Raw genomic sequence first — 23673 nt, forward strand, 5'->3', positions numbered from 1 at the left:
CCATGTGCGGAAGACTCTCGCAGTACCGAGGTATTCATGACTTCGTCGCGGTGCTGAGCATTCCCGACGCGTTGATCAATCATGTTGGCGATGCGCCGCTTGATCGCTATAACGCGGCGCCGACCACCGCGCTGGCCGTCCTGCATCAACAAGGACGGCACCTGCAGGCCGACAATCTGCGCTGGGGCTGGCGCCCGCATTGGGCCAAGGATCGCCCGCCCCCCATCAATGCCCGGGTCGAGAAAGTCGCCCGTGGTCCGTTCTTCCGGGCGATCTGGCGACATCGCTTGATTGTGCCCGTGGACAACTGGTTTGAATGGGTCGACAGCGGCGACAAAACCCGGCAACCCTGGCTGATTCGTCGCGCGGATCATGCAGCGGTTTTCTGCGCCGCCATCGGACAATTTCCGACAACCGAAACGGCGGCCCGGGATGACGACGGTTTCGTGATTATCACCGCCGACGCCGCCGGCGGCCTGCTCGACGTCCACGATCGCCGACCGGTGGTATTCCGCGCAGAGTTGGTGCGCGAATGGCTCGACCCGGCGACACCCGTTGAACGCGCTGAGCAAATGTTGCTGTTCGAAGGTGAAGGCAGTGAAGTGTTCGAGTGGTACAAAGTCGGCAAAGCCGTCGGTAACGTGCGCAATCAGGGGGCCAGTTTGATTATTGAGCAGACTTAAACATTTGCCGACTTCACGCGTCTATCAATGTAGGAGCTGTCGAAGGCTGCGCTCTTTTGACGCAGCGCTATATGAGATAAACCCATTGCAAATTTTAGCAACTCATAAAGCGAATCACTGCCGTTACAAACCCTGTTTCATTTTTGAGACGGCGCACATAAAACACACGTTCGAATGAACTAACCGCCTGTCTGACATTTCAACCGTCATACATACATTTAGATGCACTACGGATAGCATGCGCGCCGCATTTCCATTTGGCATACCAGTTGACCAAAGAGTCAACAAACCAGGAATCCCCTAACGTCTACAAGCCTTGCAGAGAAATAAGTTGCGCGACGATTTTGCAATCAAACAGGTCAGCGACCTGGAGTGTATTTATCTGTCGATGACAGAACGCTTTGAACTCGACTGTTTTATCGGCCACTACATCAAGACCCGAAACCTGCGTGCCGTACTCGATATCGAACGCGTCCTGCGCACCACACTTGAAGGGTATCCCGGCCACGCGCCGGTGATGGTCAACGAGCTGAATGCGTGGATTGATCGAACCTTGGGATATCGGGCCACACACCCCGATTTCACGCAGTTGGACGATCTCTGAAACCATAAAAAAGCCCCGCATTCGCGGGGCTTTTTCGTAGAAATCACTCAAAACTTGCGATCGGGGTCTGAAAGCTCTCTGCCGTCATCGTGCTTCCAGGTTTGTTCCTTATGCTTCTCCCGCTCTATTTCCTCTTCAGTCGGCTCATCCGTCTCTTGCTCATCCGTCTCCGGAAGCTTCTGCTCAGTCGCCATGTGCACCTCCCGTTATCAGTAAACCTGCATCCCTGAAGCGTAGAACAGACAACTTACAACCACCAGCGCAGCAAAAAGAAGAACGCCATGCTCAACAGCATGCTGAGCAAAGTATTGCGCGTGTATATCACCAGTGCGATCGCCACCAGCGAACTAAGCAAATACGGATTATCCCACTGCAGATTCAGCTGTTTGTCCGGCATGAAGACAATCGGCCCACAGATAGCGGTCAACATCCCCGGTACCGCAAACCCGAGAAACTGCCGCGCATTGCTGCTCAAACGCACGGGCAATCGCGGCTCGAGAAATACATAGCGATTGAGAAAAACCAGAATCCCCATGCCAAAAATCACCGCCCAAACCATCATGTGCGCTCCCGATACAGCTTGTTGCAGATAAACCCGGCAGTCATTCCGGCCAACCCGGACAACACCAGCGCCGAACCCCATTGCCAGTAACTGAACAGCACCGAACAAAACAGTGACACCGCCACGCAAACCACCGTCGGCACGTTGCGTACCACCGGTGTAATCAGGGCGATGAAGGTGGCAGCAATCGAGAAGTCCAGCCCCAAGTGTTCAAGCCCCGGAATGCTGCTGCCGAGGACAATGCCGGCGAGGGTGAACAGATTCCAGGCGATGTAGAACGTCAGGCCGACGCCCAGCGCATACCAGCGATTGAATTGCTGGCGATCATGCTGACTGGTCAACGCGAACAACTCATCAGTGAGCAAAAAACCCAGCCCTATGCGCCAGCGCCCCGGCAGCGGCGAAATCACCGAACGCATGCTCATGCCATACAGCAAGTGCTGCGACGTCAGCAGCAGCGTGGTCAACAAAATCGAGAAAATCCCCGCGCCGCCCTTGAGCATGCCGATCGCGACCAATTGCGCCGCACCGGCAAACACGATGCTCGACAAGCCTTGGCCTTGCAACGGCGTGAGGTTAGCTTCAATCGCCATGGAACCGGCCAGCAGTCCCCACGGCGCGGTGGCCAGAGACAATGGCATGATCGCCGCCGCGCCGCGAAGAAACGCACTGCGCGGCATAAGTGAGTCGGACATAAACGTTCTTCAACCAGGAAAACGGTCGCAGACTGTGCCAGCCATTTCGTCTTTTTGGCTTGAACAATCTTGCGCACTTGTGGGAAATCGGCCGGATGCGCGCGCAATTCGCTGATTTTCGCACTGACCTCTAATGCCCTGAGCGGCGTAACATAGCGCCATTCACAATCGCGTCAGGGAGACGACATGCTGTACCGAATCGCAGCCGACGGGCTGGTGCTGTTCCATTTGTGCTTCATTCTGTTCGTGCTGTTTGGCGGGCTGCTGGTGCTCAAATGGCCACGTTTGATGTGGCTGCATTTGCCGGCTGCCGCCTGGGGCGTGGCGGTCGAGGTGTTGCACCTGACCTGCCCGCTGACCTACTGGGAAAATCTCATGCGCCACGCTGCCGGGCAGACCGAATATGCCGGCGGCTTCATCGAGCATTACATCTGGCCGATCATCTACCCGGCCGGGCTCACCCCGCAGATTCAACTGGCGCTCGGCAGCGTGGTGCTGGCGATCAACCTGTTGGTGTATGGGCGGGCCATTCGCTCATGGAAACATCGTCGCGCCGCCTCGCAGCTTTAATCACCCTCGTCGATTGACTTGTAGCGGGCCTCGAAATCCGCTGCCAGGTCCGCCAGGGTGATGCCGCCCAACCGCGACAGCAACAGCGCCTGCGCCTCATCGAAGGTGCGGGTCAGTGCGGCGTTCACCGCTTGCTCGACCAGACACTCCGGGTGATCCGTCGACAAGCCGATGGAAAAAATCGACTGCGTGCCCAACGCCTGATGGATATCCAGCAGGGTGATCTGCGCCAGCGGTTTGGCCAGCGCCCAGCCTCCCTGATGACCCTTCTCTGACGTCACAAAACCCTGCTCCTTGAGCAAACCCATGGTGCGCCGCACTACCACCGGGTTGGTGCCAAGCATGCCGGCGATGGTTTCCGAGGTCGCGCGCTTTTCATGGCGGGCCATGTGAATCAACACATGGAGCATGCGCGATAACCGCGTGTCGTTTCTCATCGATGATCCTTTTTTCAAGCCGTTGCGAAGATGCGCCGAGTATCGCTTGCAAGGTCTGAAGTTACGAGACTATTGACAGCAATATTTCTCGTAACTTACGGTGTGCCCTGAAAACTCAAGAGGAGATTCGCTCATGGTGTACGACGTCATCATCGTCGGCGGCAGCTATGCCGGGCTGTCCGCCGGCCTGCAACTGGCCCGCGCCCGACGCAATGTGTTGGTGCTCGATTCGGGCCTGCGACGCAACCGTTTTGCCGAAACATCCCACGGCTTCCTCGGCCAGGATGGGCGTGCACCGGAGCAAATTGCTGACGAAGCACGGGCACAATTACTGGCTTACCCCAGCGTGCAATGGCTAACGGATACAGCGACTGAAGCGACTCGGACTGACAACGGATTCGGTTTGCGCACCGAGAGCGGACAGCGGCTCAGCACCAAGCGACTGATCCTGGCCTCGGGCGTCGTCGACGAATTGCCGGACATCGACGGCCTCAGGCAACGCTGGGGCCAAAGCGTTTTTCATTGCCCGTACTGCCACGGTTATGAACTGAATCAAGGCGCGATCGGCGTATTGGCAACGTCACCCATGTCGATTCATCACGCCCTGCTACTGCCGGATTGGGGACCGACCACGTTCTTCACCAACGCAGTCTTCGAGCCGGATGCCGAACAATTGGTGGAACTGGATCGACGCGGTGTAACCCTGGAAACCCGGCCGGTCAGTCACATCCGTGGCGAGCGTGCGGACGTGGTGCTCAGCGATGGCCAGGTCATCGCCGTTGCAGGCCTGTTCGCCATGCCACGCACACGCATGGCCAGCCCGCTGGCTGAACAATTGGGATGTACATTCGAGGATGGCCCGATGGGGCCGTTTATTCAGACTGACGCGACACAACAAACCAGCGTCGCCGGCGTATTTGCCTGCGGAGATGCGGCATTGGCTGCCGGTTCGGTAGCGCTGGCTGTTGGCGATGGGGCCCGCGCCGGTGCAGGCACTCATCGCTCACTGGTCTTTGGCTGATACGTAATACTGCGGGCGTCTCAGCGCGAAGTCGGCTTCAACGCCTCCAGCCAGGCCGGATCCAGGCGCGTCTGCTCGGTATCGAGTCCCAGCGCCTGCATCCGCTCCTTGTGCGCCTCGACTTCGCGCCACAGCTGCCCATGATCGCTGGAGTTACCGTCCAGCTCATGCATCTGCGTCAACCCAAGATGATAGAAACGCAGCACTTTCATGGCCGTCGCATCGCTCTTCTCCACCGCCGCCGTCACCTGATGCATCACATTGGTGATGCTCATCAGGTTGCGCTTGAGTCGCCAGCTGTACACGGCTGGCGCCATCCAGCTCTGATTCCAGAAACGCCCGCGCAATAACGCAGCCGTCAGCAGAAATGCCACAAACACCCCACCGACATTGAAGCGCAGGTTATCGCCGCCAGGCTCGCCAAACAGCGCCACTGCCACACTGGAAAACAGCATCGCCAGCACCAGGAACAGCACGGCGATGATGATCGTGCTGCGTCGCGTCTGCTGGCGAAAAGTGGCGGCATCCATCGGCTGAATCTCGAACATCACAAATGACTTCCTTGAGCGACAAAAGGGCTAACTGAAAAAACCGGCCGGCGCATTATCGCCTCTACCGCGGATTTAGCTATGCTGGGGCTCCTTTTCATCTTTTCAGCGTCCAACGGGAACATGGCGGTATAGCGCAGATCGTGCCATCTTCATTCATGGATACACACTATTCGGATGCCATTGCTCAGCTTCGTGATGACATCGTTTTAAGGATCATTGCATGACCCAACGACACGTAATCAATGCCTCGGTCAGCCCGAAAGGCAGCCTGGAAACCCTTTCTCAACGTGAAGTTCAGCAACTGAGCGAAGCCGGATCCGGCAGCACCTACACCCTCTTCCGCCAGTGCGCCCTGGCCATCCTCAACACCGGCGCCCATGTCGATAACGCCAAGACCATCCTCGAAGCCTACAAGGACTTCGAAATCCGCATTCACCAACAGGATCGCGGCGTGCGCCTGGAGCTGCTGAACGCTCCGGCCGATGCGTTCGTCGACGGCGAAATGATCGCCAGCACCCGCGAAATGCTCTTCAGCGCCCTGCGCGACATCGTCTACACCGAAAACGAACTCGACAGCCAACGTATCGACCTGAGCACCTCGCAAGGTATCAGCGACTACGTTTTCCACCTGCTGCGCAACGCACGCACCCTGCGCCCGGGCGTCGAGCCGAAAATCGTCGTGTGCTGGGGCGGCCACTCGATCAACACCGAAGAATACAAATACACCAAGAAAGTCGGCCACGAACTGGGCCTGCGCAGCCTCGACATTTGCACCGGTTGCGGCCCCGGCGTGATGAAAGGCCCGATGAAGGGCGCGACCATCGCCCACGCCAAACAGCGTATTCATGGCGGGCGTTATCTGGGTTTGACCGAGCCGGGCATCATCGCCGCCGAAGCGCCGAACCCGATCGTCAACGAATTGGTGATCCTGCCGGACATCGAAAAACGTCTGGAAGCCTTCGTGCGCGTTGGCCACGGCATCATCATTTTCCCGGGCGGCGCCGGTACGGCAGAAGAATTCCTCTACCTGCTGGGCATCCTGATGCACCCGGACAATAAAGGGCTACCGTTCCCGGTGATCCTCACCGGGCCGAAGCACGCCGCGCCGTATCTGGAACAGCTCGACGCCTTCGTCATCGCCACTCTCGGCGAAGCGGCCAAGCAGCACTACGAGATCATCATCGACGACCCGGCCGAAGTGGCGCGGCAGATGACCCAAGGTCTGAAAGCGGTGAAGCAGTTCCGCCGCGAGCGCAACGATGCGTTCCACTTCAACTGGCTGCTGAAAATCGACGAAGGCTTCCAGCGACCGTTCGATCCGACCCACGAAAACATGGCGAATCTGAAACTGCACCGCGACCAGCCACCGCATGAACTGGCGGCCAACCTGCGTCGGGCGTTCTCCGGCATTGTCGCCGGTAACGTCAAGGACAAAGGCATTCGCCTGATCGAAGAACACGGGCCGTACCAGATCCGTGGTGACGCCGCGATCATGCAACCGCTCGACGCACTGCTCAAAGCCTTCGTCGCCCAGCACCGGATGAAACTGCCGGGTGGCGCGGCGTATGTGCCGTGCTATCGAGTGGTGGCGTAACCTACAAGCATGAAGATCCGAAGATGATGCTTCGGGTCTTCGTGGCGGTTCGACCTGTTCAATTTGGCCTGAAACGTATTTCCCGATAGCGCGGTACCGACAGATGCCAGCCGACGTTGCCAAGCCATTGCACTCTGAATGCCTCGGCGCAGCGCAATGCTTGCTCGCGCACGTCGGTTTCACACCCAATTTGATCAAGCTCGTCGGGTAGTCGCGACTGCAGTTCGAGAAACTGTCGCATCCACACCTCAATTCTCTGATTCACTTCAGTCGCTGCCTGATCCGGACTCAGTCCATGATGATGTCGAAGGTGAGTCAGGAGGTTGTAAACGTCCTCATCTGGATTAGCCAAGATGCAGAACGACAGCACATCGTTGACCGCTTTCATTAAATTCAGTGATAGCCTGCGCAATTCCTGCCATAGCGAACAGTAATAAACCGTTGCGGGAAGATTTATCTGATGGGCAAAGTACGTAAACTCAAAGCACACCTGAAAACCTCCGGCATTGCGCCACACACTTTCATAATCGGCCAGTCCAGGCTGGGTTCCGCCGAGGCGATGCGTCGAAGCACTGACGCAGCAAAACAGATAGCTGCTGTATTGATCCAGTGTTCTTCGTACCCACTGCTCAGGCATTGACGCCCCTGCGCGACGTATAATGTCTCTCAATCCCCCGGGCAGTCCTGCGCACTGACCTGCGCCACGCTCGCTCGCAACTTCGTGCACTTGTCGCAACGCCCTCTCCAAAGCATCAGGAGAGCAACTCAGATCCTCATCGGCCAAATCATCCTGACAACTGAACCACCCGGTCAGATCAGAGAGTACATTCAGCGTTTGCGCGTTCGCATGGGGCCACATGAAGGCAGCGTATTTGCCTGGTAGATAAATATCCAACTGGTGTATCGCCCGTTCGGAATCTGTCAGCCCCAGACTTTCAAGCCAGGCACGCGTCTGTTGTTCGGCCTGGTCGGCCATAGGACTTGGTGCGACATCAATCAATTGCAAGGCCGGTGGCAGTGAGTAACTCATGCGGCAACTCCATGATTATCGAGTGAAATATCACGCAGCGTGCTGAAGAAGACCGGAATAAACATAACGTCATATTAGAGAAACAACATTGTTCCAGGCGCAGCGAGCTCAGACAGTCCCACTAACCCTAGCTCAGCAAAACAAGGTTTCAACTCTCCGTTTTACCGTCCATCGACTATCACGGCCAACCTGATATAGAACGCAATCGCGAAAACTTTATAATTAATAAGTCCTAAAAAAACCAAACACCCAACACTCTTTACGCTACTTTCTAGAGACGTTGACTGTGACACCCTGGCAACCAGGTATTCAAACGCCGCTCTGATTGACACCGGGAGTAAACTGCCATGTTTCCTTCAAACCCTGAGCAATATGCGGCTGCCAAAAAAAGCTGGGTTGTTGCGTTCGAGTATCAGGAGCAGCATGCGGGCATGAAGGTCAGAACAGACCTGACACGGGCCTTGGCGAATGTATATCGACTCTCTTCCGATAAAACCCGAATAATTTGTGACTGTGTCGAACGTTTCAACACGGCCTCGCTGATACACGATGACATTATCGATCAAGACCGGATTCGTCGTGGAGCCGACTCCGTGTGGGTCAGATACGGAGTGGCCGCAGCACTGATTTCAGGCATGTATGGTTACATTCAAGGGTTGAAATCGCTCAGTGAATCAGGACGCATGACATTGGTTCAAGCAGGCCTCGATAGCCTGGAGGAATTGCACATCGGCCAGTACCTCGACACCTTGCTCAGCGAGGGAACGGACTTACCCACCATGGAGCAATACCGCTATGTTGCTCAACTGAATACCGGGTGTTTTTTCATATTCATTCTTAGAGCCTGCCAACAACTCAAGCCCCTACCCCAGCAATGTTACCGATCACTGAAATCAATGCTGCTTGAACTTGCCGTCTACTATCGCTTTGTTAACGATTACTGCGACATCAATCACATTCCGCATTATGCAAAAAAAGGGTTTGCGCCCGATCTTGAAGCAGGCCCCAAATCGTTCCTGATGATTATTGCAAACCAGCCATTACCCAAGAGCAATAGAAGCGAAATACAGAAACGGCAGATAATAATTAATTGGGGAAACGCTGATGTATTTTGCAAAGCCTTGAAGATCATGGAAGACAGCTATGCAATCCTGCCAGGCTTTCTCCAACGCGCACAGCAACAGTGCAATGAACTGGACTTCAGCCAACTTCATAAATTTCTCGATACCGTGCACTTCCAACAAAAACCGGTGGATGATTTCTATGCATCCCTTCAATTGAATACTTGAGAAATCGCCTCTTCGAAAATTCATGTCGCGGTGTACTACAAGCAGAACTGCCTCAACCAAGGCCTGACAGGCGCAATGCCAAAGCCTTGGCCTGCAATGCCACATCCGTCACCGCCGTACTCTCCCACCACATCCCGCGCAATGGCGGCCCCATAGCAAACAACTGCTCAGCCGCACATCCCTCGGCATCCAGCACCGCGCCATCGATTGCCGCCGCAATCCCCAACGCCAACGGCCCCGACCGCACCAGACCGCGCGCCAGCAGTTGCTGCGGCAACGGTCGCGCCACTCGGCGCCAGTCGTATTCGATACCGCTGGAATTGATCAATGCGGCGCCTTGCACCACGCAGGTTTGCGACTCACCGCGCCGCCGAATGCGAATACGGACGCCACCGTCCGGACTTGTCTCAAGCCCTTTGAACGAAGCTGCCTGAATACGCAATCGCCCTTCTTTATAAAGACGCTCAACCAGCGCCGCACCCAACGGTGGCGAACGGTGGTGATGACTTTCCCACCACGGCCGTACATGCCGTACGAATTGTCGACGCTGCGTGTCAGTCGCCTGACTCCACAAACGAGCGATATGCACCCGAACCGTGTCCAGTGGCGCCTGCCAATCGATGCCTTGTGCAATGGCTGCCTCGCATTGCCGACGCAATTCGCGCAGCAGCTGTCGTGGCGTTCGAATGCTGTGATCGCTGCCAAGAAAATCCATCCAGGCCGGCGGTTGTCGGCGCACATGGGGCAACAAGCCGTGCCGGGAAAACACTTCAATTGGCCCGCGATGCCCGGCCTGCTCCAGCGACACCAGGGCATCGACCATGGTCAGGCCAGAGCCGATGATCAACACGGTCGATTGCGGGTCGAGTTGACGCATCGCCGCGACATCCCACGGATCAAGCGCGGCGGCGTTGAGGCCGCTGGAGGTTTTCTGCGGGGTTCGCGCGGCAGGGAACATTCCGGTCGCCAAAACCCCGTAGCCACCGCGCAGTGCCTGACCATTGCTCAGCGTGAGCTGCACCGAACCGGCATCGACTTGCAGGTCGACGACTTCCGCACGAATGTGCTCAACGCTTGAGCCAGTCTGCGCCCCGACTTTACGGGCTTCGGCCAGACGCTGCTGCACATAGACGCCGAACAATCCACGCGGCGCAAACAGTTCGCTGACCGGCACGTCCTGCTCGGCCGATTCAGGCCAGCCACCGCCGGCAATGTGCTCGGTCAGCCATTGCGTCAGATCATCAGGATTATCCGGATCGACGCTCATACGTGCGGCGTTGCCGTTGAGCGTGTGTCCCAACTCGACCGCGCTGTACGCCTCGCCCCGTCCCAGTTCCGCACGCGGCTCAATGATCAGGACCTTGCGCCGGCCAGGCAGACGTAGCAATTGCACCGCCAGCATCGTGCCGCTGAGGCCACCACCGATAATCAGGATGTCTGCGCTCTGACTCATTCAAATCACCACATTGCGAACAAACCGCGCCGCAACATCCCCATCATTGCGATAGGAATGCGGCTGGTTGCTGGCAAACATAAAAAACTCACCGGTGCCGATGTGCTGCGGCTGATCCCCGAGCATCAGGGTAAGGCAGCCTGCAAAGACGAAAATCTGCTCGCTCCAGCCCTCGGCATCTGCTTGCGACGGGTAGACCTCACCCGGTTGCAGACACCATTCCCATTGCTCGACTTCACGAGTCGCCGTGGCTTTGGAGAGCAACACCGCTTTGCTGCCCGGGTGGGTTCCTGCCCAGGCCACCTCGTTGATGCGGCTCGGGTCGCGGGCATCCGGCGCTTGAATCAGATCGCTGAACGCCACATCCAGCGCTTCGGCAACGCGATCGAGGGTGGTCAGGCTGACATTCTTCTCGCCCGCCTCGATCGCCACCAGCATGCGCCGGCTGACCCCGGACTTTTCTGCCAGCGCGGTCTGGCTCATATCGGCGGCATGCCGTAGACGCCGCACATTCAGGCTGACGTGTTGCAGAACGGACGCCCGCTGCGTTGAATCTTTGTGCACTATATTGCTCACTCGGTGAGGTTGGGCAGTATACTGCGCAACGTTGGGCGCATTGTGCGGCCTCCTTTTTAAAGTGCGCAAGGTCATGACGTCGCAGAACAGCTCCTCCACTCCTCTCCGTTTCTCTCGTTTCAGCAAAGCCGAGTGCGTGCTGGTGCTGATCACCATGATCTGGGGCGGTACCTTCCTGCTAGTTCAGCACGCGATGACCGTCAGCGGCCCGATGTTTTTTGTCGGTCTGCGTTTTGCGGCGGCGGCTTGTATCGTTGCGCTGTTCTCGTGGCGTCATCTGCGCGAACTGACCCTGTTTGAACTCAAGGCCGGCGCCTTCATCGGCGTGGCGATCATGCTCGGTTACGGCTTGCAGACGGTCGGTTTGCAAACAATCCCAAGCAGTCAGTCGGCGTTCATCACCGCGTTGTATGTGCCGTTCGTGCCGTTGCTGCAGTGGCTGGTGCTCGGGCGTCGTCCGGGCTTGATGCCGAGTATTGGCATCATGTTAGCGTTCACCGGTTTGATGCTGCTGTCAGGCCCGTCCGGTGCAGCGCTGAATTTCAGCCCTGGCGAAATCGCCACGCTGATCAGCGCTATCGCCATCGCCGCCGAAATCATTCTGATCAGCACCTATGCCGGCCAGGTCGATGTGCGCCGAGTGACTGTTGTGCAACTGGCAACCACATCGGTGCTGTCGTTCCTGCTGGTGGTGCCTACCGGGGAAATGATTCCGGATTTCTCCTGGACGCTGCTGGTGACCGCCCTGGGGTTGGGCGCGGCGAGTGCGGCGATTCAGGTGGCGATGAACTGGGCGCAGAAAAGTGTTTCGCCAACCCGGGCGACGTTGATCTATGCGGGCGAGCCGGTATGGGCCGGGATCGTCGGGCGGATTGCCGGGGAGCGGTTGCCAGCGATTGCGCTGGTGGGCGCGGGGTTGATTGTGGCGGCGGTGATTGTCAGTGAATTGAAGACCAAGGGTAAGGTTGCCGAAGCAGAAGCCGACGCTGAGCAGGCGCGGGAAACCCAAGGTTAATCTGCAATGTCCTTAGTGCCTGGGCTATAGCTATCGCGAGCAGGCTCACTCCTACAAACGCGTTCCCCTGTAGGAGTGAGCCTGCTCGCGATGGGGCCATCACAGGCGCCGTCCCTTCACCTGAAACAATGCCAAACAGAAAATTCCAGACTACTTTGTAGGATTCTGAGACATCCTGGCGTTTGGTGATCAGGGAGCTGGCACGTATGATGCTTCACAAACTTCCGCAGATTAGAAGCCTATGTCCCTGATAGTTCTACTGCTTCTGCCATTCATTGGCAGCTGTCTGGCAGCGGTGCTGCCACACAACGCGCGTAATACCGAATCCCTGTTGGCAGGTCTGGTCGCTTTGATCGGCACCGTCCAGGTCGCGATGTTGTACCCGCAAATTGCCCACGGCGGCGTGATCCGCGAAGAATTCATGTGGCTGCCCAGCCTCGGTCTGAACTTCGTTCTGCGCATGGATGGCTTCGCCTGGCTGTTCTCGATGCTGGTGCTGGGCATCGGCACCCTCGTCTCTTTATATGCCCGTTATTACATGTCGCCGGACGATCCGGTGCCGCGTTTCTTCGCGTTTTTTCTGGCGTTCATGGGCGCCATGCTTGGCCTGGTGATCTCCGGCAACCTGATTCAGATCGTGTTCTTCTGGGAGCTGACCAGCCTCTTCTCGTTCCTGCTGATCGGCTATTGGCACCACCGCGCCGACGCCCGTCGCGGCGCTTATATGGCGTTGATGGTCACCGGTGCCGGCGGACTATGCCTGTTGGCGGGGGTCATGATTCTCGGCCATGTCGTCGGCAGCTATGACCTCGACAAGGTCTTGGCCGCCGGCGACATGATTCGTGCACACGCCCTCTACCCGATTCTCCTTCCTCTGATTCTTATCGGCGCACTCAGCAAAAGCGCCCAGTTCCCTTTCCATTTCTGGCTACCGCACGCGATGGCGGCGCCGACACCGGTTTCGGCTTATCTGCACTCGGCCACCATGGTCAAGGCCGGGGTTTTTCTGCTCGCACGCTTGTGGCCGTCGCTGTCCGGCAGCGAAGAATGGTTCTACATCGTCAGTGGGGCTGGCGCCTGTACGCTGTTGCTCGGTGCGTATTGCGCGATGTTCCAGAACGATCTCAAAGGTCTGCTCGCTTACTCGACCATCAGCCACCTCGGCCTGATCACATTGTTGCTGGGCCTGAACAGTCCACTGGCTGCCGTGGCGGCGGTATTCCACATCCTCAACCATGCGACATTCAAAGCTTCGCTGTTCATGGCTGCGGGCATCATCGACCACGAAAGCGGCACCCGTGACATCCGCAAACTCAGCGGCCTGATCAAACTGATTCCCTTTACCGCAACGCTGGCCATGGTTGCCAGCGCCTCGATGGCGGGTGTGCCATTGCTTAACGGCTTCCTGTCGAAAGAAATGTTCTTCGCTGAAACCGTGTTCATCAACGCCACGGCGTGGGTCGAAGCGGCACTGCCGATTGTCGCGACCATTGCCGGTACGTTCAGCGTTGCCTACTCGCTGCGCTTTACCGTCGATGTGTTCTTCGGTCCACCGGCTACCGACCTGCCGCACACTCCGCACGAGCCGCCACGCTGGATGCGTGCGCCGGTCGAGTTGCTGGTATTCACCTGCTTGCTGGTGGGGATTTTCCCGGCGCAGATCGTCGGTCCATTGCTAGCGGCAGCGGCATTGCCCGTCGTCGGCGGCGAACTGCCGGAATACAGCCTGGCGATCTGGCACGGTCTGAACGCACCGATGATCATGAGCCTGATCGCCATGTCCGGCGGCATCATTGTCTATTTGTTGCTGCGCAATCAGCTCAAGCGCGGACGCTTCAAATACCCGCCGTTGGTTGGCCGCTTCAACGGCAAGCGCCTGTTCGAACGCAGCCTCGTGGTGATGATGCGCCTGGCCCGACGTCTGGAGCGGCGACTCGGCACCAAGCGTCTGCAGATGCAATTGTTCCTGATGGTATTGGCGGCGGTGCTCGCCGGCCTGATCCCGATGTTGCACAGCAGCCTGAGCTGGGGCGACCGGCCAAAGATTCCCGGCTCCATCGTCTTTGTCACCCTGTGGCTGCTGGCGATTGCCTGTGCCCTCGGCGCCGCGTGGCAGGCCAAGTATCACCGTCTCGCTGCTTTGACCATGGTCAGCGTCTGCGGCTTGATGACCTGCGTCACCTTCGTCTGGTTCTCCGCACCGGATCTGGCGCTGACGCAACTGGCAGTCGAAGTGGTCACCACCGTGCTGATCCTGCTCGGTCTGCGCTGGTTGCCACGCCGTATCGAAGAAGTTTCGCCACTGCCAAGCAGCCTGCGCAAGGCACGCATTCGTCGTCTGCGCGACTTGCTGCTGTCGATTGCCGTCGGTGGCGGCATGGCGCTGCTGTCCTACGCCATGCTGACGCGGCAGACGCCGAACGATATCTCCTCGTTCTACCTCAGCCGCGCCATGCCTGAGGGCGGCGGCAGCAACGTGGTCAACGTGATGCTCGTGGACTTCCGCGGCTTCGACACCCTCGGCGAAATCACCGTGCTGGTCGCCGTGGCGCTGACCGTATTCGCCCTGCTACGGCGTTTCCGCCCACCGAAAGAAAGCCTGCAACTGCCTGCCCAGCAACGCTTGCTGGCGCCGGACGTGGTCACCGATCTGGTCAACCCGCGCTCGGCGAGCGACACCGCGCTCGGCTTCATGATGGTGCCGGCCGTGCTGGTGCGCCTGTTGCTGCCGATTGCGCTGGTGGTGTCGTTCTACCTGTTCATGCGCGGGCACAACCAACCGGGTGGCGGCTTTGTCGCCGGTCTGGTGATGTCGGTGGCGTTCATCCTGCAATACATGGTCGCCGGTACACAGTGGGTCGAGGCGCAAATGAGCCTGCGGCCACTGCGCTGGATGGGCACCGGGTTGCTGTTTGCCACCGCTACCGGCCTCGGGGCGATGGTCGTCGGTTATCCGTTCCTGACCACCCACACCTGGCATTTCAGCTTGCCAGTGCTGGGGGACATCCATATCGCCAGCGCATTGTTCTTCGATATCGGCGTGTACGGCGTGGTGGTTGGTTCGACGCTGTTGATCCTCACCGCCCTCGCCCACCAATCGGTGCGGGGTCACAAGACCGCATCGCTGCCCAAGTCCGTCGCCAGCAAAGGAGCCGTCTGATGGAAGAAGTCATCGCAATCGCCATCGGCGTGCTCGCCGCGTCCGGCGTCTGGCTGATCCTGCGGCCACGGACGTTCCAGGTGGTCATGGGCCTGTGCCTGCTGTCGTATGGCGTCAATCTGTTCATCTTCAGTATGGGCAGCCTGTTCATCGGCAAGGAGCCGGTGATCAAGGACGGCGTCACCCAGGATTTGCTGCACTACACCGACCCGCTGCCACAGGCCCTGGTACTCACCGCGATCGTCATCAGCTTTGCCATGACCGCGCTGTTCCTCGTCGTGCTGCTCGCCTCGCGCGGCCTGACCGGCACCGACCATGTCGACGGCCGGGAGCCTAAAGAATGATGGCAATGACTCACCTGATCGCAGCACCGATTCTGTTGCCGCTGCTGACCGCCGCCATCATGCTGATGCTCGGCGAGCGGCACCGACCGCTGAAGGCGAAAATCAACCTGTTCTCCAGCGTCGTCGGCCTGTTCATTTCGGTGCTGTTGCTGCAATGGACGCAAACCACCGGCGTACCCGGTTCCATCGGCGTGTACCTGCCGGGCAACTGGCAGGCGCCATTCGGCATCGTGCTGGTGGTCGATCGGCTGTCGGCGCTGATGCTGGTGCTGACCGGGATCATCGGCGTCAGCGCCCTGCTCTTCGCCATGGCACGTTGGGATGGCGCCGGTTCGAGCTTCCACGCGTTGTTCCAGATTCAATTGATGGGCCTGTACGGCGCGTTCCTGACGGCGGATCTGTTCAACCTGTTCGTGTTCTTCGAAGTGCTGCTGGCCGCGTCTTATGGCTTGCTGTTGCATGGATCGGGTCGGGCGCGGGTCTCGTCGGGGCTGCATTACATCTCGATCAATCTGTTGGCCTCTTCGCTGTTTTTGATTGGCGCGGCACTTATCTACGGCGTCACGGGCACGTTGAACATGGCCGATCTGGCGCTGAAGATTCCGCTGGTGCCGGAAGCTGACCGTGGCTTGCTGCATGCCGGCGCCGGGATTCTCGCCGTCGCGTTCCTGGCCAAGGCCGGTATGTGGCCGCTGAACTTCTGGCTGGTGCCGGCCTACTCCTCGGCCAGTGCGCCGGTCGCGGCGATGTTCGCGATCATGACCAAGGTTGGCGTCTACACCCTGCTGCGCCTGTGGACCCTTCTGTTTTCCGGGCAGGCCGGAGCGTCGGCATTCTTCGGTGGCGACTGGCTGATCTACGGCGGCATGGCGACCATGGCCTGCGCGGCGCTGGCGATTCTCGCCGCGCAACGCCTGGAGCGCATGGCCAGCCTGAGCATTCTGGTGTCGGCCGGTATCCTGTTGTCCGCCGTAGGCTTCGCCCAACCGAATCTGATCGGCGCAGCGCTGTTCTATCTGGTCAGCTCAACGCTGGCATTGAGCGCGCTGTTCCTGCTGGCCGAGCTGATCGAACGTTCTCGTTCCGCCAATGAGATCCCGCTAGAGGATGAAAGCGAACTGCTGCCGCGCCCGCAGGAATCCCTGCAACCACCCAAAGGCATCAACCTCGATGACGAGCAGAAAGCCGTGGTCGGTCAGGTCATTCCGTGGACCATGGCGTTTCTCGGCCTGAGCTTTATTGCTTGTGCGCTGCTGATCATCGGTATGCCGCCGCTGTCTGGCTTCATCGGCAAACTCAGCCTGATCGGCGCATTGCTCAATCCGCTGGGCCTGGGCACCGCTGCGCCGATTTCCATCGCTGCATGGGCGTTGCTGGCGCTGCTGATCCTCACCGGCCTCGCGTCGTTGATGGCGTTCTCGCGCCTCGGCATCCAGCGCTTCTGGACGCCGGAGGAGCGCCCTTCGCCGCTGCTGCGCAAACTCGAATGTGCGCCGATCTTCCTGTTGCTGGGGCTGAGTATCGTCCTGACCTTTAAGGCTGAACCGCTGCTGCGCTACACCCAAGCTACCGCCGAGGCGCTGAACAACCCGCAGCAATACGTCATGGCGGTGCTCGGCACCCGCGCTGTTCCGAGTCCGGAAGCCAAATCGGCGATGCTGGAGGTGCAGCCATGAAGCGCGTGTTTCCTGCACCGTTGTTGTCGTTGGCATTGTGCGTTCTGTGGCTGACCCTGAACCTGTCGATCAGCCCGGGCAATCTGCTGCTCGGCGCGATGCTGGGTTTTGCTGCACCGTTGATGATGCGCAAACTGCGTCCGAAACAGGTACGCATTCGCCGCCCCGGGACAATCCTGCGCCTGTTCTTCCTCGTCGGTCGCGACGTGGTGGTGTCCAACCTGATTGTCGCGTGGGGCGTGCTCAACGCCGGTCGTCGCCCGCTGCGCTCGGGCTTTGTCAAAGTGCCGCTCGACCTGCGCGATGCCCATGGCCTCGCGACCCTGGCAATGATCTGCACGGTGGTGCCCGGCACGGTTTGGTCGGAACTGTCGCTGGATCGCAGCATTCTGTTGTTGCACGTCTGGGATCTGGATGATGAAGCGCAATTCATCGAGCACTTCAAGTCCACCTACGAGCGGCCGTTGATGGAGATTTTCGAATGAGCCCATTACTGTCGAACGCCATCCTGCTGACGCTGTTCCTGTTCTCGCTGGCCATGGTGCTGACGCTGGTGCGTTTGTTCAAAGGCCCGTCGGCACAGGATCGAGTCCTGGCGCTGGATTACCTGTACATCGTCGCGATGTTGATGATGCTGACCCTGGGTATTCGTTATTCCAGTGACACTTACTTCGAAGCGGCGCTGCTGATTGCGCTGTTCGGCTTCGTCGGCTCGTTTGCCCTGGCGAAATTCCTGCTGCGTGGCGAGGTGATCGAATGAATGCTGAATTGTCTCTGTGGGTCGAGATTCCGGTGGCGATCCTGCTGGTGCTCAGCGGCCTTTTTGCGCTGATCGGCGCGATCGGTTTGTTGCGCATGAAGGATTACTTCCAGCGCATGCACCCGCCGGCACTGGCCTCAACGCTGGGGGCGTGGTGTGTGGCGTTGGCGTCGATCATCTGCTTCTCGGCGCTGAAATCCGGGCCGGTGATACATGCCTGGCTGATTCCGATTTTGCTGGCGATCACTGTGCCGGTGACGACCTTGCTGCTGGCGCGGGCGGCGTTGTTCCGCAAGCGCATGGCCGGGGATGATGTGCCGGCCGAGGTCAGTAGCCGACGCACCGAGAGCGGTAGCTGAACCGTTACAAGATCGCAGCCTTCGGCAGCTCCTACATTGGAATGCGCTCCCCCCTGTAGGAGTTGCCGAAGGCTGCGATCTTTTGATCTTGCTTTTCTAGACCCAAGCCACCGCCAACAACCCCGCCCCCAACACCGCACACAACGGCGAATACACCCAGGTATCCAGCCGCGCAAACCGCGAATCCTTCACTTCCTTGAAAAAACCGACCAGGTTCGAATCACCAATCGCCCGGGCAAACATCAACAGCGCAATCGCGCTGATCACCCATTGCAACGCCTTGTGCGTCACCGCCGGCATGCCCCAGCCCACCCGCATACACACCAACACCGCAATCACCAACAATGCCGCCGCCACAATCAACGTGAGCCAGCCAGACGGCTTGAACGCCGGCCGCACCGTTGCGACAAATCCGCGCACCGGCACCTGCGGCACCACCACCGCAGCCGCCCACTGCCCGCCCAACGCCCAATACACGTGCATCAAGGCGATCACCGCAAACGTTGTCACCAGCCATTGAGCCAACACAAAGGTCATGGTTGAAATCCTTGGAAAGGGATTTGAACAAATCATCCTAGTCGGATTTTTTTCAAGTGCACGACCGATCGGCGGTACGGTAAAGTGCCGCCCCATGAAATTCTCCCGTTCCGATCGCTCACTGCTGGCCTGGATGCTCTATTGCTGCGTCCTGTTCAACGTGTTCGCCTGCAGCATCGGTCACGGACAAATGGTCGGCATGCAGCTCAACGGTATCGGCGGCCAGTTCTGTACAGTCGACCCGGCCACTCAAGCGCCGCTCGCCAGCAACCCCACCGAAGAACAACTGCCGACCCTGTCCAAGGCATTTGGCTGCCCGCTGTGCTCGGTTGGCGGCGGCATGGGCCCAGCGTTCAACTCCAGCCTCACGCTGGCGATCCTGCCCGAACACCACAGTCCGCCGCTGGCGCCCATCGTCAGCGCCGACCTCCCTGCCCGCTTCACCTGGCCTTCAGCCAACCCTCGCGCCCCACCGCTCGCCTGAGTGTCTTTGCCTTTTTGATTTGTCAGCCCACTGCGCCAACGCGCGGCGTTCGCCTGTGCGCTGACTCCTAGACAAGCATTCAGGATTCAAATGATGAAACAACTCACTTTGCTGGCGAGCCTATGCGGCTGCCTGTCCATTAACGTCTGGGCGCAATCCACCGTGGATCTGGCGCCAATCACCATCGATGGCGAGTCCGGCAGGGAACCGGGCCTGAGCCTCGACCAATCCAGCGGCATGGCCTCGCGCCTCGGCTTGAGCGTGCGCGACACACCCGCCTCGGTGGCCATCGCCAAGCGCAACGATATCGAACGCCATGGCGCGCAGAACTTCCAGGACGCCGCCAACACCTTGCCCGGGGTCAACGCCAGTGCGCCGCCGGGATTTGGCGGTTTCGTTTCCTATCGCGGCTTCACCAGCAGCCAGATCACCCAGATGTTCAACGGCATCAACGTTTCCGGCGGCCTCGCGCGGCCTGTCGATTCGTGGATCTATGATCGTGTGGAACTGGTCGGCGGCCCGTCATCGCTGATCAATGGTGCGGGCTCCGTTGGCGGCTCGCTGAACTACGTGACCAAACTGGCGACCCGCGATGAACAGGCCGTTGAAGGCCGGGTCAGCTACGGAACCTACGACACCACCGAAACCGCTTTCGGCCTCAATCATGCACTGACCGAGCCGAGCGCCGACGTCCAGCATTACGCGCGACTCGACGTCAGCCACAACACCAGCAACGGCTACATCGACCGCCAGGAGCGCGATGCCTGGAGCGTGGCGTTCTCACTGCTCAGCGATCTCACGCCCGACCTGTCGCACACGTTGGCGCTGGAATATCAAGACGAACACGAAGACAGTCCGTACTGGGGCACGCCCGTACTCAATCCCAAGGCCGGCGAATTGAAGATCGACAAACACAATCGCTTCAACAACTACAACGTCGAGGACGGTCGCTACGAGCAGCGGACAATTTGGGTGCGCTCGATCATCGACTACCGGATCAACGACAACACCACCCTGCGCAACACGCTGTATCACCTCGACAGCCAACGCGATTACCGCAACCTCGAAACTTACCAGTACAACGCCGACAACACGGCGGTAAACCGTTCGACAGCCTATCAGGTACGCCATCAGGGCGAGCAGAACGGCAACCAGTTCGAACTGCGCCACGACAACACGCTTTTCGGTCTCGACACGACGTGGTCGGGGGGCTTCGAATACAAGGTCAACCAGACCACCAACTCGCCACTGAACGTCAAAGGCGCGAGCACGGTCGATCCGAACAACTATCGTCCGGGGCACTTCTACGACATCCCGGGCACCAACCCCAAACTGATCAGCGACAAGACCAACGAGGTCACCACCAAAGCGCTGTTCGTGGAAAACCGGCTGGCGTTGACCGACAAGCTGTCGCTGCTCACCGGTCTGCGTTATGACGACATTGATCTCGACGTGACCAACCATCGCACTGTAACCGCCGCTAACCCCAAGCACCTCAAGCGCAGTTGGGAGCCAGTCACAGGCCGCGCCGGCCTGACCTACCAATTCATTCCATCGGCCAACGTCTACGTGCAATACAGCACCGCCGCCGAGCAGCCGAACGGTACGCAGGACTTCGACGTTTCGACCGGCAAACAGTGGGAGATTGGCAGCAAATTCGATTATCTGAATGGGCGTGGCTCGGCGACGATTGCCGCCTACACCATTGAGCGAAAGGACTTCGCGGTGACCGATCCGCTGGACCCGACCAGCAGCATTCCGGTCGGCCAGCAAACGTCAAAAGGCATCGAAATCGCCAGTTCGCTGCGGATCACCGACAAGTTATTGGCCGAAGGTAACTTCGCCTGGGTCGATGCGCAGTACGATGATTTCACCGAAAAGAATGCTGCCGGGGTGGTGGTGTCGCGCAAGGGCAACACGCCGACTAACGTGCCGGATCGAGTCGGCAATCTGTGGCTGACCTATGACTTCTCGCCGCAGTGGCAAGGTGGGGTTGATGCACGATATGTGGCGTCGGTGTACGCGGACACCGCCAACACGATGACGGTGCCGTCGTACACCCTGTTTGGCAGCTTCCTCAGCTACAAGGTGGATTCGCACACCACCGTGACCGGTCGCGTGCGTAACCTGACCAATGAGGTGTATGCCGAGTTTGCGCATGTTTCGCCGGCGTATTACCTGGGGACACCGCGCACCTTCGAACTGGCCGTGCAGACGAAGTTTTAAAAGCATCGCGGGCAAGCCCGCTCCCACAGTGTTTGGTGTCGTACATAAAATTTGCATTCGACGACAATACCTGTGGGAGCGGGCTTGCCCGCGATGAGGCCGGGCGCTACAGCCTCTATTTCAAATCAGCCGAAACCTTCTCCGCCACATCCTTCGGCAACCAGGCCTGCCACACGTCCGGGTGCGCCTTCATGAATGCCACGGCCGCATCCCGCGGCGCGGTGTGTTTCTCGCTCATGTCCGCCAACGCCTTGTTCAACGGCTCAATTGGAAAGTCCACTTTGCTGAAGAACTCGGCAATCTGCGGATATTGCTTCTGGAACGGCGTAGACACGCCAATCGACAGCTTCGACGCCAGCGAACGGGTCGGTTTTGGATTGGGATTATCAGCATCAGTCAGCGTCTTCCACGCCTCGGCATCAAACGGCGGCTCTTCAAGTTGCACCAGTTTGAATTTGCCCAGCAGCGGCGTCGGCGACCAGTAGTAAAACAGCACCGGTTTACCGCGACGAATCGAAGAACTGATCTCGGCATCCAGCGCCGCGCCCGAACCACTGCGGAAATTGGTGTAATCGTCCTGCAACCCATAAGCCGTCAACTTCTGCTTGTTGACCACTTCCGAGGTCCAGCCGATCGGGCTGTTGAGGAAGCGCCCCTTGCCCGGGGTTTCCGGATCCTTGAACACGTCCTTGTACTTTTTCAGATCACTGACGCTGCGCAGCTCCGGTGCCAGCGGCTTGATGCCTTTGGCCGGATCGCCTTTGATCACGTACTCCGGCACCCACCAGCCCTCGGTAGCGCCCTTGACGGTATCGCCCAGGCTGACGACTTTGCCTTCGGCCTCGGCCTTGACCCACACTGGACTGCGACCGGCCCACTCCTCGCCAATGACCTGGATGTCATTGTTGGCCAGTGCGGTTTCCAGCGTGATGGTGGTGCCAGGCAAGGTGTCGGTCGGCAAACCATAGCCCTTCTCGACGATGATCCGCAGGACATCGGTAATCAGGCTGCCACTTTCCCAGTTCAGGTCGGCAAAATGGATCGGCGCCTGGGCGGCCATCACCGATGGCGCTGATGTCAGCAAACCGAACGTGGCCACGCTGGCGGCCAATAACCGTCGAAATCCGTTCATGCATTGCACCTCGTGCTGTTCACAGCAATGGCAGGATGGCCTGACAGAAGACCGCAAGCCTCTGAATACTCAGTCAACTGACTGTAGCCGAGGTTCCTGCTTTTTCCGGGTCATGCTGCGGACGAGGTTATCAATCAGACTTTTCCTGCAAGCGTTGCAGCTCGCGTCTGACCATGCTGGCGTATTCCGCAGGGCGCAACTGGTAGATCTGCGCAGCCAGCCAATTCAGCCAGGCGCCTTGCAGCTCAGCCTTGGCGGCGAACAAGCGCTGGGCCTCCTCGCGTGCAGTGTCGAGGTTCTGCGAATGGAAATCCGCGCGGCTCACTCGCTGGCCTTGAACGTCACCAGTTCGCCCTTGCGCCACTTGGCGGCTTTGGCGGTCACGGCTTTCAGCGTTTTGGTCAGGCCTTCCTGCAATTGCTGATGAGCGGCGAACACGGTCACCACGCTGTGGCCTTCCTTGAACAGGATCGCGTGCCCGTCAGCGGTCTCGACGAAAGCGTAATCGCCCAGTCCATAGACCGTGAGTTTGATTTCGCGAAAACGGATATCCATCTTGCCGCCTTCACGGCTGGGCAAGACCGATGCACTGAAATGATCGCCGACCTTGAGCTTGAGCCCCGGCTTGTCATCAACCACCAAGGCGCTTTCGGTGTCGATCTCGGCCACGTAAATGCCTTCGGCGTTCTGCTCGGTGATGTAAACAAAACGCGACTGGAACAACTTGACCAGCTTTGCACGCAAATCACCCAACACGAACAAAGCATGCATATCGAGATTACTGACTGCCAAAGAAACATCCCCACATCTGAAAAAACCGCACACGGAAAACGCGCACGGCAAAAAAACGGCCAGGCCGATGTCACTGCCAAATAAATCAATAAAGCCCGAATCGAGCAGAGTGCTCATTCAACA

27 protein-coding genes are annotated in these 23673 nt (G+C 58.7%); 15 read left to right on the top strand and 12 right to left on the bottom strand.

What is annotated here, in order from left to right; all coding sequences use genetic code 11:
* The first annotated feature begins 2 nt into the window (after positions 1-2).
* Complete coding sequence (locus ACM6JQ_RS14045) at positions 3-683, top strand: SOS response-associated peptidase (protein ID WP_414894025.1); 681 nt, start codon at positions 3-5, stop codon at positions 681-683.
* Positions 684-1014: 331 nt separating this feature from the next.
* Positions 1015-1287, top strand: coding sequence for a hypothetical protein (locus tag ACM6JQ_RS14050; RefSeq protein WP_414894026.1), 273 nt, complete (start codon positions 1015-1017; stop codon positions 1285-1287).
* A 47-nt stretch (positions 1288-1334) separates the two neighbouring features.
* On the opposite strand, the gene ACM6JQ_RS14055 is transcribed toward ACM6JQ_RS14050, so the two are convergent.
* Genes ACM6JQ_RS14055 through ACM6JQ_RS14065 form a run of 3 tightly spaced genes read right to left on the bottom strand, consistent with a single transcriptional unit; the run spans position 1335 to position 2544 of the window.
* Positions 1335-1481: a hypothetical protein gene (locus ACM6JQ_RS14055; protein ID WP_007910783.1), complete on the bottom strand. Its 147-nt coding sequence runs from the start codon at positions 1479-1481 to the stop codon at positions 1335-1337.
* A 53-nt stretch (positions 1482-1534) separates the two neighbouring features.
* Positions 1535-1846, bottom strand: coding sequence for an AzlD domain-containing protein (locus ACM6JQ_RS14060; protein WP_176472272.1), 312 nt, complete (start codon positions 1844-1846; stop codon positions 1535-1537).
* Positions 1846-2544: an AzlC family ABC transporter permease gene (locus tag ACM6JQ_RS14065; RefSeq protein WP_016983007.1), complete on the bottom strand. Its 699-nt coding sequence runs from the start codon at positions 2542-2544 to the stop codon at positions 1846-1848. Before ACM6JQ_RS14065 ends, ACM6JQ_RS14060 begins: the two co-directional genes overlap by 1 nt.
* Positions 2545-2730: 186 nt before the next feature.
* On the opposite strand from ACM6JQ_RS14065, the gene ACM6JQ_RS14070 reads away from it, so the two are divergent.
* The gene (locus tag ACM6JQ_RS14070; RefSeq protein WP_007910777.1) at positions 2731-3114 is read left to right on the top strand and encodes a DUF2784 domain-containing protein; all 384 of its coding nucleotides are present in this window, start codon (positions 2731-2733) and stop codon (positions 3112-3114) included.
* Here ACM6JQ_RS14070 and ACM6JQ_RS14075 read toward each other — a convergent pair.
* Positions 3111-3551: an Rrf2 family transcriptional regulator gene (locus ACM6JQ_RS14075; RefSeq protein ID WP_414894027.1), complete on the bottom strand. Its 441-nt coding sequence runs from the start codon at positions 3549-3551 to the stop codon at positions 3111-3113. The two genes, ACM6JQ_RS14070 and ACM6JQ_RS14075, sit on opposite strands and share 4 nt — an antisense overlap.
* Positions 3552-3684: 133 nt before the next feature.
* Here ACM6JQ_RS14075 and ACM6JQ_RS14080 point away from each other — a divergent pair, with 133 nt between their 5' ends.
* Complete coding sequence (locus ACM6JQ_RS14080; protein WP_414894028.1) at positions 3685-4572, top strand: NAD(P)/FAD-dependent oxidoreductase; 888 nt, start codon at positions 3685-3687, stop codon at positions 4570-4572.
* Positions 4573-4592: 20 nt separating this feature from the next.
* Here ACM6JQ_RS14080 and ACM6JQ_RS14085 read toward each other — a convergent pair whose 3' ends face one another.
* Positions 4593-5120 carry a DUF3087 domain-containing protein gene (locus ACM6JQ_RS14085; RefSeq protein WP_414894029.1) on the bottom strand — a complete coding sequence of 176 codons (528 nt, stop codon included), beginning with the start codon at positions 5118-5120 and terminating at the stop codon, positions 4593-4595.
* A gap of 223 nt (positions 5121-5343) precedes the next feature.
* Between ACM6JQ_RS14085 and ppnN the strand changes: the two genes are divergently transcribed.
* On the top strand, positions 5344-6717 hold the full coding sequence (ppnN, locus tag ACM6JQ_RS14090; RefSeq protein ID WP_007910770.1) for a nucleotide 5'-monophosphate nucleosidase PpnN: 1374 nt from the start codon (positions 5344-5346) through the stop codon (positions 6715-6717).
* Between the two features lie 58 nt (positions 6718-6775).
* Here the strand turns inward: ppnN and ACM6JQ_RS14095 are convergent, their stop codons facing one another.
* Positions 6776-7747 carry a terpene synthase family protein gene (locus ACM6JQ_RS14095; RefSeq protein WP_221178395.1) on the bottom strand — a complete coding sequence of 324 codons (972 nt, stop codon included), beginning with the start codon at positions 7745-7747 and terminating at the stop codon, positions 6776-6778.
* Positions 7748-8094: 347 nt separating this feature from the next.
* On the opposite strand from ACM6JQ_RS14095, the gene ACM6JQ_RS14100 reads away from it, so the two are divergent.
* Positions 8095-9036, top strand: a complete 942-nt coding sequence (locus tag ACM6JQ_RS14100; protein WP_095111508.1) for a polyprenyl synthetase family protein — start codon at positions 8095-8097, stop codon at positions 9034-9036.
* 52 nt (positions 9037-9088) lie between these two features.
* Here ACM6JQ_RS14100 and ACM6JQ_RS14105 read toward each other — a convergent pair whose 3' ends face one another.
* Positions 9089-10489, bottom strand: coding sequence for an FAD/NAD(P)-binding protein (locus ACM6JQ_RS14105; RefSeq protein ID WP_414894030.1), 1401 nt, complete (start codon positions 10487-10489; stop codon positions 9089-9091).
* Positions 10490-11053: a helix-turn-helix domain-containing protein gene (locus ACM6JQ_RS14110; RefSeq protein ID WP_150794648.1), complete on the bottom strand. Its 564-nt coding sequence runs from the start codon at positions 11051-11053 to the stop codon at positions 10490-10492.
* An 85-nt stretch (positions 11054-11138) separates the two neighbouring features.
* Here ACM6JQ_RS14110 and ACM6JQ_RS14115 point away from each other — a divergent pair, with 85 nt between their 5' ends.
* The 7 genes from ACM6JQ_RS14115 to ACM6JQ_RS14145 all read left to right on the top strand — a co-directional run bounded on the left by ACM6JQ_RS14115 (position 11139) and on the right by ACM6JQ_RS14145 (position 18379).
* Complete coding sequence (locus ACM6JQ_RS14115; RefSeq protein WP_414894031.1) at positions 11139-12080, top strand: DMT family transporter; 942 nt, start codon at positions 11139-11141, stop codon at positions 12078-12080.
* Positions 12081-12321: 241 nt separating this feature from the next.
* Complete coding sequence (locus tag ACM6JQ_RS14120) at positions 12322-15240, top strand: monovalent cation/H+ antiporter subunit A (RefSeq protein WP_007910764.1); 2919 nt, start codon at positions 12322-12324, stop codon at positions 15238-15240.
* Positions 15240-15584, top strand: coding sequence for a Na+/H+ antiporter subunit C (locus ACM6JQ_RS14125; RefSeq protein WP_007910763.1), 345 nt, complete (start codon positions 15240-15242; stop codon positions 15582-15584). The genes ACM6JQ_RS14120 and ACM6JQ_RS14125 overlap by 1 nt, the downstream gene beginning before the upstream one ends.
* Positions 15581-17260 carry a monovalent cation/H+ antiporter subunit D gene (locus ACM6JQ_RS14130; RefSeq protein ID WP_007910761.1) on the top strand — a complete coding sequence of 560 codons (1680 nt, stop codon included), beginning with the start codon at positions 15581-15583 and terminating at the stop codon, positions 17258-17260. The genes ACM6JQ_RS14125 and ACM6JQ_RS14130 overlap by 4 nt, the downstream gene beginning before the upstream one ends.
* Positions 17257-17745, top strand: a complete 489-nt coding sequence (locus tag ACM6JQ_RS14135) for a Na+/H+ antiporter subunit E (protein WP_095111511.1) — start codon at positions 17257-17259, stop codon at positions 17743-17745. The genes ACM6JQ_RS14130 and ACM6JQ_RS14135 overlap by 4 nt, the downstream gene beginning before the upstream one ends.
* Positions 17742-18020, top strand: coding sequence for a K+/H+ antiporter subunit F (locus ACM6JQ_RS14140; RefSeq protein ID WP_007910754.1), 279 nt, complete (start codon positions 17742-17744; stop codon positions 18018-18020). Before ACM6JQ_RS14135 ends, ACM6JQ_RS14140 begins: the two co-directional genes overlap by 4 nt.
* Positions 18017-18379 (top strand): Na+/H+ antiporter subunit G, encoded by a 363-nt coding sequence (locus tag ACM6JQ_RS14145; protein ID WP_016982998.1) that lies wholly within the window; start codon positions 18017-18019, stop codon positions 18377-18379. The genes ACM6JQ_RS14140 and ACM6JQ_RS14145 overlap by 4 nt, the downstream gene beginning before the upstream one ends.
* 96 nt (positions 18380-18475) lie before the next feature.
* Here ACM6JQ_RS14145 and ACM6JQ_RS14150 read toward each other — a convergent pair whose 3' ends face one another.
* Positions 18476-18916 (bottom strand): DUF3995 domain-containing protein, encoded by a 441-nt coding sequence (locus ACM6JQ_RS14150; RefSeq protein WP_077573349.1) that lies wholly within the window; start codon positions 18914-18916, stop codon positions 18476-18478.
* 94 nt (positions 18917-19010) lie between these two features.
* Between ACM6JQ_RS14150 and ACM6JQ_RS14155 the strand changes: the two genes are divergently transcribed.
* Entirely contained in the window at positions 19011-19400 is a 390-nt protein-coding gene (locus tag ACM6JQ_RS14155; protein ID WP_095111513.1) for a DUF2946 domain-containing protein, read from the top strand.
* A gap of 93 nt (positions 19401-19493) precedes the next feature.
* Entirely contained in the window at positions 19494-21626 is a 2133-nt protein-coding gene (locus tag ACM6JQ_RS14160; RefSeq protein WP_414894032.1) for a TonB-dependent receptor, read from the top strand.
* Positions 21627-21741: 115 nt separating this feature from the next.
* Here ACM6JQ_RS14160 and ACM6JQ_RS14165 read toward each other — a convergent pair whose 3' ends face one another.
* The 3 genes from ACM6JQ_RS14165 to ACM6JQ_RS14175 form a co-directional block, all read right to left on the bottom strand.
* Positions 21742-22758: an ABC transporter substrate-binding protein gene (locus ACM6JQ_RS14165; RefSeq protein ID WP_007910744.1), complete on the bottom strand. Its 1017-nt coding sequence runs from the start codon at positions 22756-22758 to the stop codon at positions 21742-21744.
* 130 nt (positions 22759-22888) lie between these two features.
* A complete protein-coding gene (locus ACM6JQ_RS14170) occupies positions 22889-23083 on the bottom strand; it encodes a hypothetical protein (protein WP_007910742.1) in 195 nt (64 codons plus the stop codon).
* Entirely contained in the window at positions 23080-23550 is a 471-nt protein-coding gene (locus ACM6JQ_RS14175) for a hypothetical protein (protein ID WP_038366424.1), read from the bottom strand. The genes ACM6JQ_RS14170 and ACM6JQ_RS14175 overlap by 4 nt, the downstream gene beginning before the upstream one ends.
* Positions 23551-23673 lie beyond the last annotated feature (123 nt).

Source organism: Pseudomonas sp. IT-232MI5, assembly GCF_949767845.1.
GTDB lineage: Bacteria > Pseudomonadota > Gammaproteobacteria > Pseudomonadales > Pseudomonadaceae > Aquipseudomonas.